Source organism: Anaerocolumna chitinilytica, from assembly GCF_014218355.1.
In the GTDB taxonomy this organism is placed as follows: Bacteria; Bacillota; Clostridia; order Lachnospirales; family Lachnospiraceae; genus Anaerocolumna; species Anaerocolumna chitinilytica.
Genome location: NZ_AP023368.1, coordinates 3,998,188 through 4,010,352, shown reverse-complemented (window position 1 = coordinate 4,010,352; position 12,165 = coordinate 3,998,188). Strand labels below are relative to the sequence as shown.

The following is a 12,165-nucleotide window of genomic DNA, read 5'->3' as shown; positions in this document are numbered from 1 at the left end:
CGTTGGCGGTGGAAGGTTAGTGTGAATTATAAAAAGCATAATTCACAGACAAATATGTGCTGACGCCCATATTAGCGGTGTTAGCATTGGGAGGTTTAGTATGAAAGCTGATAAAGAAAAAGTCGCACGCTTGTTGAAGACTGCCAGAGGGCAGATAGATGGCCTGTTAAAGATGGTAGAAGAAGACAGGTATTGTATTGATATTTCCAATCAACTGTCTGCTACCCAGGCAATCCTGCAAAAGGTTAATAATGAAATCATCCAGTCCCATTTAAAGAGCTGTGTTAAGGATAGCTTCGAAAAAGGTAGTGAGGAAGATAAGGATGAAAAAATTGAAGAAATTGTAAAATTGCTGGATAAACTGTCAAAATAAGCAACCAGGTCAAATTCAAAATTTTTGAAATGAGATCTAATATATATTACTAAAAAGAACAACTGACTGCTGGAATCAGAGTGAGAGTGAATATCATTAATCACCTGAACTGGCAGTCTTTTGCGTTTCTGACAACGAACTCCTGAATGATAATTATAAAAATAACAAAATATAATAACGATTCATTAATTTTATCTTAATTTTAAAAAATATACTTTTCTTTTGACAAATAGCTGTGATATAATTGTTCGAGATTTAACACAAATTTTATAAAATTTGAATACTTTCTTTTCATTGATATGGAATCAGAGTATAATGTTGGATAAAACAGGAGCGTTGGGATGGATAATCAAGAGAACGAAAACGGTAAGGGGAGACATAGTTCTGCAGGGGGGACTAATCCTCAAAACGATAATAACTGGTCATCCGGGATAAACGGATATGCAGAAGAAGATGACAATTTTATGCAGGAAGTGAATGCTTCTCTTGCACAGCAGATTAGCTCAGAGTTGGAGGATACTACTACGGACACAGAAAACGGAACAAATAAGAAAAAGAAGTTTCCCAAGGGACTTAAGATATTTACCATAGCATTTTCCAGTATCATGTTAGTATTGGCGCTGCTGGTATTTACTCCGGCAGGTCAAAAATTATTATTCACAATAGCAGGTAACTATATTCATAGTAAGTTAAATTATACTGATAGTAATAACCAACCAGGTCAAGAAGTAAGTACTAGTGTCACACCTACACCAACACCTGCAAAACCGGATAAGGATGTTATTAACATTCTTCTTGTCGGCGTAGAGCAGATTGGAGGAGGTTCAAATACCGACTCAATGATTGTTGCTTCCATGAATACGAAGAATAAAACGGTAAAACTTATGTCTATCATGCGTGACTTGTATGTACAAATACCGGGGCATGATAATAATAAATTAAATGCAACGTATTCCTTGGGTGGAATCGATTTGTTATATCAGACTTTAAAATTGAATTTTGGATTAGACATTGATGGCTATATGATGGTTAACTTTGATACTTTTGAACAGGTAGTAGACATGGTCGGCGGTGTAAATGTAACACTGACTTCAAAAGAAGCGAATTATCTGAATACAACTAATTATATATCAAACCCTGCTAATCGTACGGTTCATGAAGGAACCCAGCTAATGAATGGTAATCAGGCTCTTGGGTACTGTAGAGTACGTTATGTATCAACCGGTACAGAAAATAATGACTTCGGAAGAACACAGAGACAGAGAGCGGTATTAAATGCGATATTTGATAAAATAAAGAGTAAAAATCTGCTGCAAATGGGCTTACTGATGAATAAGATACTTGATAATGTAGACATTGTTACTGATATTAACGGCACTGATTTTAATAATTATCTGCAGTGGGGAGCCAGTATGAAACTGAAAGAGCTTCAGAATTACAGAATTCCTTCTGACGGAAGCTATGGTTCTGAGAAAGTACAGCTTGGTAAGTACAAACAGGATGTTTTAGTTCCTACCGACTGGGATGCCACCAGAACAGAAATTCATGATTATATTTATGGCAGTGGTACAACTACCGATGATTCAATAGCAAGTGGTGATACAACAGGAACAACATCAGAACCTGCAGACGGACAATAATATATCTTAAATGAAGTAAAACCCTTATCTATTATAAACAGTGAATAACTGTAATTATAATGGGTAAGGGTTTTTTTGAGGATTCAGAAAATAAAGTTGACAGAAATAAATAGAAGGAGTAAGATACAGATAGATATTTAGACAATTATCTAAATATCTATCTGCGTGAAAGGAGATTATAAAAGGATGCTTCAAATCGTACATTTTAGTAAAAGCTATGAAGGGAAAAAGGCAGTGGATAATCTATCTCTTGAAGTAAAATCCGGTGATATATATGGTTTTATCGGCCATAACGGAGCAGGTAAAACCACTACTTTAAAAGCAATATCAGGTATTCTTGATTTTGAAGAAGGAGACATTATAATTGACGGGATTTCCATAAAGAAAGATGCCCTTACCTGTAAGAAAAAGATGGCTTATATTCCGGATAATCCTGATATATATGAGCATTTGACAGGGATGGAATTCTTAAGATTCATCGGAGATATTTATGAAGTTCCGAAAGAAGAAAGAGCTATAAGGATAGAGAAATATGCGGATGATTTTGAGATAAGAGCTGCGCTTATGGATTCCATAGGCAGTTATTCTCATGGTATGAAGCAGAAGCTGGTACTTATATCAGCATTTCTTCATAAACCCAAACTGCTGCTTTTGGATGAACCCTTTGTCGGTCTTGATCCGCAGGCTTCCCATACCCTTAAGACCTTAATGAAAGAAATGTGCAGTGAAGGAAGTGCTATATTCTTTTCCACTCATGTATTGGAAGTAGCAGAAAAGTTGTGTAATAAAATCGCAGTTATAAAAGGCGGTAAGTTAATTGAGTCCGGTGAAACAGATGAGGTTAGAGGAAACCAGAGTCTTGAAGATGTATTTTTAGAATTAGTAAAGGAATAAGAGAAGGGTTATGGAGGCTAATATGAAAGGATGGACGATGTTAATACGTTTATTAAAGATTCAGTTTCCGACGGTATTTGACCTGCCCTTTCGTAAGAAAGGAAAGCAAAAAACAGCCGGAAATCCCATTACAAAAATAATTCTTTTGGTCTTTACACTGTTTCTATGCTTTGTATCCTTTATGTACAGTTATGGGATAGGTAATGTATTAAAGAGTATCGGAAAAATTGAGATGTTGCCTGAGCTGGCAGTAGCGATTGCTTCTGTAGCCATGTTTTTTACTACTATATACAAGGTCGGAGGAGTTTTATTCGGTTTTAAGGATTTCGACTTTCTGCTTTCACTGCCCTTGAAGTTCAGTACAGTTGTTGCAGGCAGATTACTGCTTTTATATCTTATTAATCTTCCGGCAGCCATCATTATTATGATACCGACGGGGATTTCCTATAGTCTTATAGCAGGATGGGATATCATAGCGTTATTGTTTAATTTTGCTGGTGTACTTCTGCTGCCGTTGGTACCAGTGACTTTGGCTGCGATTATAGGAGTGCTGACTGCTTTTTTAGCTTCCCGATTCCGGAGCAGTAAGATAATCAGCATTATTTTAATATTTATTATTTTGCTTGTCTTTATGGCAATTCCATATATGGGCGGAGCAGGCAGCTTAAACACGCTTACAAAGCTCTATCCGCTGGCGATTCTCTATAGGAGAGCTGTATGGGGAAAAGAGATTACAGCAATAGTACTCTATCTACTAATATCAGCCTTAAGCCTTGGTATATTTCTGGAGCTGATAGCCAGACGGTTTGTGGCTCTTAATAATGCCTTAAATCGAAAAAATATCAACAGAAAAGTCAAAGCATTAAAGATTCAGACAGGTTCAGCGTTCTACGCTTTATATACAAAAGAGATGAAAAGATATTTTTCATCGGTGAATTATGTGGTCAATACCGGATTTGGTATGGTTCTTCTGACAGTTTTTAGTTTAGCTTTGCTGGTTTTACCAGCGGATGTTTTACAGAAATTTTTTAAGATACCTGATGCAGTGGGAATGATCAGACAGTTTTTACCGGAATTAATGGCTTTTTGTGTGGCAACTACTTGTATCAGTGCCAGTTCCATCTCTTTGGAGGGTAAGAATCTTTGGATTATGAAGTCTTTGCCGGTATCCTATAAAATGATACTCGGAAGTAAGATTGCGGTGAATCTGATTATGATTTTACCATTGGTTATCATTGATGCTTTCATGCTGGCAGTTCGTTTTGACCTTAAACCTTTAGAAACCTTATGTCTTTTAATCGTTGGAATCAGTATGGGTTTCTATATTTCCATAAGTGGTTTGTTTTTTAATCTGCTTCTACCAAAACTTGATTGGAGTTCAGAGATTACGGTTGTCAAACAGAGTATGGCAGTACTGGCAACTATGTTTACCGGCATTGCAGCAGCAATGTTACCGACAGTTGTCAGGGCTTTACTGCCTTCTGTTAACGGTACAGTGGCACCATTGATGGGTGCAGGAATTCTTGCAGTATTAAGCGTAATTTTTTCTCTTAATATTATGAAAAATGGAAGGAAGCAGTTTCAAAACTTATAGTAAGGAGGTTATGATGAACGATGTATTCAAAGCTTTATCCGACTCCACCAGGCGTAAAATCTTAGAATTACTGTCTAAGAAAGATATGAATGCAGGTGAAATAGCAGACTATTTTAATATCAGCAAACCTTCTATAAGTCATCATTTATCGATTCTAAAGAATGCGGACTTAATCAACGATGAACGTAAGGGACAAAATATTGTATATACGTTAAATACAACGGTATTCCAGGATGTAGTCCGGTGGTTTTTTGATATTACAAAGAATGATGAGGAAATAGAAGAAAAAGATTTAAAGCACCAGAATGGGCAAGGAGAGAATCAGGATGAGTAAAAAAGCAGGTATTATATTGTGGGTGGCTGTTATCTTTTCGTATATAGGTATTTTACTTGTTTATAAAAAGCTTCCGCAGACTGTTCCGATACATTGGGATAGTAATTTTGAAATCAATGGCTATGCTGACAAAAAGTATATGTTCTTAATCGGGGCAATGCCGGCAATATTTTATGTTTTATTTTATGTATTAAAATATATAGACCCTAGAAAGAAAAACTATGATCCAAAAACTTATAGTATTATCAGTGGGGCAGTGGTTGTACTGTGTATTTTTTTCACTTGGGTGACAGTTGTTACCTCATTAAAGATGAATCTTAATATGAAGCTGCTGATGCCGGTAGGTATGGGAATACTCTTTATGATAATTGGAAATTATCTTCCTAAAATAAAAAATAATTATTTTGTAGGTATTAAAAATCCCTGGGCCTTATCCGATGACAATGTTTGGCGTAAGACACATAAAGCAGGCGGATATATATTTATGATATCAGGAATTCTAATGCTACCTACCGGAGTAATTAATGAAAGAATATACAGTAATTTTGTTTTTGGATTTCTATTGGCAGGGATTATTGCAGTAAATGGGTATTCCTATCTTATTTACAGGAAAGATCATAAATAGTAAAATTAAAAGAAAAAGAAGGGTGTGGTTTTAATCACGCCCCTTTTTTTCTGTCTTTAAATGAGTAACTAAATACATGTCTTTTGCCAAGAACAGTTTGGATGACAGTCTTTCCTCTTTACGCAAAGGCAGACAACCATACTCTATTATGAAATAAAATAGCAAAATATAACTAAAAATGGTAAAAATTTTATTGACTAGTACAATAGTATATAATATAATGACTATTGTACTAGTAAAAGACATGCAGGTTTATAATGGGGGACATTTTTATTAATTAACTAAAATTTTCTGCTAAGTGTTCTTATGGCAGGGGTTACCAATAGATAGAAATCAGTACAGTACCGATTAGTTTATCTAGTCGGTACTGATTTTTCAAGGAGATAGTAATGAAATCATTTTTCTATCGATCAAAATTGCTTATATTAATTTTTTCAATTGCTGCATGCTTGCTTACTCTTGCCAGTGCTGCAATTGTGAAGTTTCAATTTTCAGATAAAAAAGCTTGTGAAGGTTTATCTGAAGATTACGCTATTGGGGTATTAAGATCATTGGAGTACGAGGACTATAATGTTCCAACGATAAATGATCTAGTTACATACCTAAGGAACATGGATAATACCTGTATATTTGCAAAACAATATTCTTATACAGCCGGAATTGGAATTCTTTATTCAGAAGATGAAAGATTCAAATTGCCACTAGTTTCAGGCAGAGCTTTCAATGAAAAAGATTTTGTCGACCACACGAATACAATTATCGTTTCTGAAGATATTGTTAGTGACTGTACCAATAGAAATGGTACATTATACTATTTACATAATAATGAAGAGTATGAGGTCATAGGTGTTTTTAAAGGTCAGGTAGGTGATTCCGCTGATGAAACATTATACTACATAAATTTAGCTGCTCAAAAATTAAAGGATACATCATCTATCGGTACATATATCCTTGACACGGGATTATCAAGCATAAGTGATTTTGAAAAACTTGGAGCATATGTTGAAAATATAGATAATAATATTAATGTTGATTTTAGTAAAGGCTTAAGCAAGCATGCTTCTAAATTTTCTAATCTAATGACAAATTCTATGCAAATGATAGCTATTGTATTTATTGGAGGAAGTCTTGTACTGATTAATTCCTTCTCAGCCACAACCGTTTGGATATACGCGAGAAAAAAGGAAATCGGTATTAGAAAAATGCTTGGAGCTACAGATAGGCAGATTTATTTACTAATTGTAAAACAATATATTGCTTTAATAGGTTCCAGTTATCTGTTAGGAATGCTGCCGGCATTTCTCATTGTCCACTTTTCCTCTAAATTGCAAGCGATACCCACAGTTTATTTATTGTTTGGAGAAAAAATCGATATTAGGATAGTAAGTCTTGCATTTTTTATGTTGTTGGTTGAGGGGCTTCTGATACTTCTGACGATTTTAGGAATTTACAGGAAGAGACGAATTATTGAAAATGTGAGGTAAATCAATGTTAGTTCAGATTAGGTTCTTTCTTTTCGATTTTAAAAAACACTTTTTAAAATTTACAGGGACTCTCTTGCAGTTTATTATTGTAGTATGCTTAGCAACATATATACTACATGCCTTATGGGATTATAAGAGGGTTGAAAATACGATAGCAGAGATGACAGAAGAAAATCAAATCTATATGTTAGATAATGCAACAGAAGATTTTCGATTTAACCAACTTATTAACGATACCCGATATTTTCCTATGATGAAAGAATTAAATGAGTATGCACAAAGTAGACCTAAGGTGGTTAGCTATGTTGCTAATACCTCTATGACAATTTCGGTTAACCATAATTTTAATGCTCCAAGAGGTATCGAACAAAGTAGCTACAATGGTTTAAGACAATTAAACTGTGTCAGTATTTCACCTAATTTTATTGAGGTTTTTCACCTTCAAGGTGATATAGATAAAAATGAAATAGCCAAGAAGTTTGCAAATTATAATTTGAATGATAAAATTATTCCGGTTATATTAGGTTCTGCATTTCAAAGATATACAAAAAAATATGAAATTATTCAAGATTCTAGAGGAATAAACTATAAGGTTCTAGGATTTTTAAAACAAGGAAGTTATTACATTGCCCCGAATCGTGGTGATGAGACAATCGTCTTAGATGGATATTTTATTACACCATATCAGGTTACATATAATAGTTCTCTTGCCTTTTCTTTTAATTTTTTTTCTACATATTATATTACAAATGATAAGAGCCAAATAACGGATATTATGAAAAAATCAGATGAATTGGGTTTATATGGTTTAAAACTTAAAAGCTTCGATAGGCAAATGGAATATATCCAGGCTGATATCATTGAGAAGGTTTTATTTAATAGTTTATTGTGTATGATTATATTACTTATGTCTGTTATTGGACTTATGGGAAATCTAATTCAATTTATTACAGAGTATATGTCGGAGTTTTCGGTTCACCTTCTCTGTGGTGCCAGTGAATCAGAAATTATATTAAGAGTAGGGATACAAGTTGCTGTACTTATTATAGGAGCTAATATTATGAATTTTGCGATCTATGGTATAAATGTATCTTCATTCATAACTTTTGGGTTGAGTACACTATTGGGTGCATTGATTATGGTATATCCAATAATAAAAATTTATTCACAAAGTATTATGGTTATGATTCGGAGGAGTACGATATGAGTCAGATAGAATTAAAAAATATATCTAAGGTCTATAAAGAGAAAGGGTTTGAGACTAAGGCACTTGAAAATATACAGCTAAAGGTAGAAAAGGGGGAGATGCTCGGTATAATGGGCCCGTCTGGATCGGGAAAATCTACCCTTTTGAATATTTTAGGATGTATTGATACACCAACCAATGGCCAATATCTATTAAATGATAAAGATATTGCATCTTATTCATTAAAAGAAAAAGCAAAAATTCGAAATAGTCAATTCGGATTTATTTTGCAGGATTTTGCATTGATGGAACGACACAGGGTTGATCAGAATATAGAATTACCAATGATATATGCAAAAAAAAGCAAAAAACAAAGAAGCGAAACAGTTAGAGAACTCTTGGACCTGCTAGGTATTGCTGATAAAGGTAAAGTTTATCCTACAATGTTATCAGGAGGTCAGAGGCAAAGGGTAGCTATTGCAAGAGCATTGGCAATGGATGCCGAAATTATTTTATCTGATGAACCAACTGGTGCGTTGGATTCAAAGAATAGTATGGCATTAATGGATATATTTCACAGAATTAATGAAACTGGAAAGACAATTATTATTGTTACACATGACCAAGCTATAGCACAACATTGTAGTCAGATTTTAACAATGAATGACGGTGTTTTATATTAATGAATAAATATTGATATCTCCTAACAATATCAAGGGCTGAGCCTGACTTCGCAGGTTCTGCCCTTGTATGCTTATAAATCAATTTGTTTCAATTTACAAATTCATTAACCATTTTTCACTATTTATGATGGACTGCTGCATTGCCTCAGAACCGGGGGCACCCTTGGTATTCCGTTTTTCCACACAGGACTTTAAGGAAATAGCATCATATATGTCGGCTTCAAATACAGGAGAAGCCTCTTTAAATTCCGTCAGAGTTAAATCATCAAGGGCCGTACCTTTTTTTAGGCATAGGATTACTAATTGTCCGATGATTCCGTGGGCATCCCGAAAAGGAACTCCGTGGTTTACCAGATAATCAGCAGCATCTGTAGCATTGGTAAAACCTCCTTTGGCACTGGCTGCCATTTTCTCTTTCTGAAAGGTAGTTGTAGCAAGCATATCCGTAAAGAGCTTGAGGCATCCCTTAACCGTATCAATGGCATCAAAGGTTAGCTCTTTATCCTCTTGCATATCCTTATTATAAGCAAGGGGAAGGCCTTTCATAGTAGTAAGAAGAGAAACCAACGAACCATACACACGTCCTGTCTTTCCTCTGATTAATTCTGCGATATCAGGATTCTTCTTCTGAGGCATAATGCTGCTGCCGGTGGAATAGGCATCATCCAGTTCCACAAACTGATATTCATTGGTATTCCAGATAATGATCTCTTCACAGAAGCGGCTTAAGTGCATCATGATAATGGAAAAGGCGCTTAAGCTCTCCAATAGGTAATCCCTGTCGGAGACAGAATCCATACTGTTAACCGTAGCTCCCTTGAAGGAAAGGAGGCTTGCTGTATACTCCCTGTCAAGAGGATAAGTAGTACCAGCTAAGGCACCTGCTCCTAGAGGTGAATAATTCAGCCTTTCGAGTGAATCTCTCAATCTTTCGTAATCTCTTTTAAACATCTCAAAATATGCCCCTATATGGTGGGAGAGAGTGACCGGCTGTGCTTTCTGCAGATGGGTAAAGCCCGGCATAAAGGTATCAAGGTGTTCCTTCATAAGTTTTAATAGAAGGAACTCCAGGTCTTTTAACAGTTCCATCACGTTTAATATTTCTTTTCGGGTATAGAGCTTCATATCAAGAGCCACCTGATCGTTACGGCTTCTGCCGGTATGAAGCTTTTTACCGATGTCACCGGTCCTCTCAATAAGAACTGATTCCACAAAGCTGTGGATATCCTCTTTCCTTTCATCGAGTATCAGGGCTCCTTCTGCCAGCTCTGCCTTAATCTGATTTAATTCCTTTATTAATAAGCTGGATTCATCCTTTTCTATTATTCCTTGTTCAGCTAGCATAGTTACGTGAGCAATACTGCCTTCAATGTCTTCCTGGTAGAACTTTCTGTCAAAGGATAAGGAAGCATTAAAATTATGGACTAATTCATTGGTTTCTTTCGTAAAACGTCCGCCCCAAAGCTTCATTTGATTACCTCGTTCTTTCGTTAACTTATAGTTTAATCACTGAAATTAACTAATTATACAATATAATTTATAAATATACAAGAATAAGATGATAGATTTTTATTCAAAAGACAGATGTAAGAACGATGTACAGTGGTAAAATTGCTGCTTTTATCACTGCATCAGGACAGATGTAAGCTTAAATAAAAGCACCGGTTATATATTAAAACGTATAACCGGTACTTCAGTATTTGTGCTCATATTTATGTTTAATGCGGATATAATATTAAAGCGATATAATATTAAAGCTGATATTTTAAGCGGATATATTAAAGCTGATATAACTTTGTATATTTATCAGTCAGATAGGACACGTAATAATTTGCGTTTAAGTCTTCCTGCATCATGTCTTGTAAAAGTTCAGAAGTATTTTTGGTAGCACCATACTTATGAATGTGTTCTTTCAGGAATTCTACAACAGGAATAAGGTTTCCTTCTTTTAAATATTCCTCTACCGGAAGTTTCTTTTCCATATAATGATAGATTTGTGCTGCGATAGCACTTCCTAATGCATAGGAAGGAAAATATCCGAAGTTGCCGCAGGACCAGTGAATATCCTGAAGAATACCCTCAGCATCATTAGAAGGCTCAATGCCTAGATATTCTTTATATTTTTGATTCCAGATAGCAGGGAGATCTTTTACTTTCGCATTTCCTTCAAAAATCATCTTTTCAATTTCATAACGAATTATAATATGAAGAGAATAGGATAATTCATCAGCTTCCGTACGGATTAGGCTTAATTCTGATTTATTGATTCCGGCAACAAATTGATCCAGAGAGATATCACTTAATTGCTCAGGAAAATATTCTACTAATTTAGGATATACCGGAACCCAGAAGGCTTTGCTTCTGCCCAGCATATTTTCAAAGAAGCGAGACTGGGATTCATGAATTCCCATGGAACTGCCTCCTCCAACGGGAGTAAGGGTAATCGCATCATCAATATTCATTTCATAGATACCATGCCCACTTTCATGTATAACGGAAAAAATGGAACTTTCCAAATTATCCGGATAAAGATGAGTGGTTATTCTAACATCTTTATTATGAAGGTTAGTAGTAAAAGGATGGGCACTTTCAGCCAGAACACCTTTTGTAAAATCAAATCCGACATAAGAGCTGATGAATTTTGCAAAGACCATCTGTCTGTCTTTATCAAAATTCTGATAGTTATAAGATTTATCAATCAAGTCCTTTTTGGCAGTAACCTTTTGAAGTAAGGGTACCAGGGAAGCTTTTACTTCGTTAAAGAATGTATCCAGTTTTTCCATCGAAAAGCCTTCTTCATAATCATCCAGAAGTATATCATAAATCTTTTGACCGTCTTTTCTACGGTAACCTGCAAATTTCTTCTGATATTCTATAATTTCTTCAAGAGTCGGAGCAAATTCTTCAAAAGATTTATTTTGCTTTGCCTTTGCCCAAATACCCGGCGCTTTTGCAATTAATTCATTATATGCCCGGTACTCCGCAGGAGGAATGGTTTCCATTTGATCATAGGATTTCTTCATATTCTTTACAATGGCTTTTTGATTAAAGTCTAATTCACTATTTTCAGTACTGGTAAGCTCCAAAAGCAGCTCCTTTACTTCATCATTAATCATAGCTTTAAAATACTCACCGGAGATAACACCGATAGCCTTTGCGGTATTTTCAGAGGCAGCTTCCGGTGCCAAAGTTTCATTATCCCATTCGAATAAGGTTAAAGCCTGACGAAAGGATATTATCTTCTCAATATATTCACATAATTTCTCGTAGTTTTTATTCATATATTCTCCTTTTTTAATGTTTTTTTCCAGTATAACATAAGTTGTCTTTTTGTAGCAACTTGAAATAAAGC

Annotated in this window: 11 protein-coding genes; 9 read left to right on the top strand and 2 right to left on the bottom strand. The window is 35.1% G+C overall.

What is annotated here, in order from left to right; translation table 11 throughout:
• Positions 1-100 precede the first annotated feature (100 nt).
• The 9 genes from bsdcttw_RS17400 (at position 101) to bsdcttw_RS17360 (ending at position 8,813) form a co-directional block, all read left to right on the top strand.
• Positions 101-373, top strand: a complete 273-nt coding sequence (locus bsdcttw_RS17400) for a metal-sensing transcriptional repressor (RefSeq protein WP_185256096.1) — start codon at positions 101-103, stop codon at positions 371-373.
• A 341-nt stretch (positions 374-714) separates the two neighbouring features.
• Positions 715-2,013: an LCP family protein gene (locus bsdcttw_RS17395; protein ID WP_185256095.1), complete on the top strand. Its 1,299-nt coding sequence runs from the start codon at positions 715-717 to the stop codon at positions 2,011-2,013.
• A gap of 186 nt (positions 2,014-2,199) precedes the next feature.
• Complete coding sequence (locus tag bsdcttw_RS17390) at positions 2,200-2,907, top strand: ABC transporter ATP-binding protein (protein ID WP_185256094.1); 708 nt, start codon at positions 2,200-2,202, stop codon at positions 2,905-2,907.
• Positions 2,908-2,929: 22 nt separating this feature from the next.
• On the top strand, positions 2,930-4,501 hold the full coding sequence (locus bsdcttw_RS17385; protein WP_185256093.1) for a hypothetical protein: 1,572 nt from the start codon (positions 2,930-2,932) through the stop codon (positions 4,499-4,501).
• Between the two features lie 13 nt (positions 4,502-4,514).
• Complete coding sequence (locus tag bsdcttw_RS17380) at positions 4,515-4,835, top strand: autorepressor SdpR family transcription factor (RefSeq protein ID WP_185259857.1); 321 nt, start codon at positions 4,515-4,517, stop codon at positions 4,833-4,835.
• Positions 4,828-5,460, top strand: coding sequence for an SdpI family protein (locus bsdcttw_RS17375; protein WP_185256092.1), 633 nt, complete (start codon positions 4,828-4,830; stop codon positions 5,458-5,460). Before bsdcttw_RS17380 ends, bsdcttw_RS17375 begins: the two co-directional genes overlap by 8 nt.
• A gap of 389 nt (positions 5,461-5,849) precedes the next feature.
• Positions 5,850-6,944 (top strand): ABC transporter permease, encoded by a 1,095-nt coding sequence (locus bsdcttw_RS17370; RefSeq protein ID WP_185256091.1) that lies wholly within the window; start codon positions 5,850-5,852, stop codon positions 6,942-6,944.
• 4 nt (positions 6,945-6,948) lie between these two features.
• Positions 6,949-8,151: a hypothetical protein gene (locus bsdcttw_RS17365; protein WP_185256090.1), complete on the top strand. Its 1,203-nt coding sequence runs from the start codon at positions 6,949-6,951 to the stop codon at positions 8,149-8,151.
• Positions 8,148-8,813: an ABC transporter ATP-binding protein gene (locus bsdcttw_RS17360; protein ID WP_185256089.1), complete on the top strand. Its 666-nt coding sequence runs from the start codon at positions 8,148-8,150 to the stop codon at positions 8,811-8,813. Before bsdcttw_RS17365 ends, bsdcttw_RS17360 begins: the two co-directional genes overlap by 4 nt.
• A 93-nt stretch (positions 8,814-8,906) precedes the next feature.
• On the opposite strand, the gene argH is transcribed toward bsdcttw_RS17360, so the two are convergent.
• Positions 8,907-10,283, bottom strand: a complete 1,377-nt coding sequence (gene argH / locus bsdcttw_RS17355) for an argininosuccinate lyase (RefSeq protein ID WP_185256088.1) — start codon at positions 10,281-10,283, stop codon at positions 8,907-8,909.
• A 308-nt stretch (positions 10,284-10,591) separates the two neighbouring features.
• Positions 10,592-12,094 carry a carboxypeptidase M32 gene (locus bsdcttw_RS17350; protein WP_185256087.1) on the bottom strand — a complete coding sequence of 501 codons (1,503 nt, stop codon included), beginning with the start codon at positions 12,092-12,094 and terminating at the stop codon, positions 10,592-10,594.
• Between the last annotated feature and the right edge of the window lie 71 nt (positions 12,095-12,165).

Coding starts and splice junctions, on each gene's coding strand:
- bsdcttw_RS17375 (WP_185256092.1), top strand. CDS start 4,828: ATGAGTAAAAAAGCAGGTATTATATTGTGGGTGGCTGTTATCTTTTCG.
- bsdcttw_RS17400 (WP_185256096.1), top strand. CDS start 101: ATGAAAGCTGATAAAGAAAAAGTCGCACGCTTGTTGAAGACTGCCAGA.
- bsdcttw_RS17365 (WP_185256090.1), top strand. CDS start 6,949: ATGTTAGTTCAGATTAGGTTCTTTCTTTTCGATTTTAAAAAACACTTT.
- bsdcttw_RS17360 (WP_185256089.1), top strand. CDS start 8,148: ATGAGTCAGATAGAATTAAAAAATATATCTAAGGTCTATAAAGAGAAA.
- bsdcttw_RS17370 (WP_185256091.1), top strand. CDS start 5,850: ATGAAATCATTTTTCTATCGATCAAAATTGCTTATATTAATTTTTTCA.
- bsdcttw_RS17390 (WP_185256094.1), top strand. CDS start 2,200: ATGCTTCAAATCGTACATTTTAGTAAAAGCTATGAAGGGAAAAAGGCA.
- argH (WP_185256088.1), bottom strand. CDS start 10,283: ATGAAGCTTTGGGGCGGACGTTTTACGAAAGAAACCAATGAATTAGTC.
- bsdcttw_RS17395 (WP_185256095.1), top strand. CDS start 715: ATGGATAATCAAGAGAACGAAAACGGTAAGGGGAGACATAGTTCTGCA.
- bsdcttw_RS17385 (WP_185256093.1), top strand. CDS start 2,930: ATGAAAGGATGGACGATGTTAATACGTTTATTAAAGATTCAGTTTCCG.
- bsdcttw_RS17380 (WP_185259857.1), top strand. CDS start 4,515: ATGAACGATGTATTCAAAGCTTTATCCGACTCCACCAGGCGTAAAATC.
- bsdcttw_RS17350 (WP_185256087.1), bottom strand. CDS start 12,094: ATGAATAAAAACTACGAGAAATTATGTGAATATATTGAGAAGATAATA.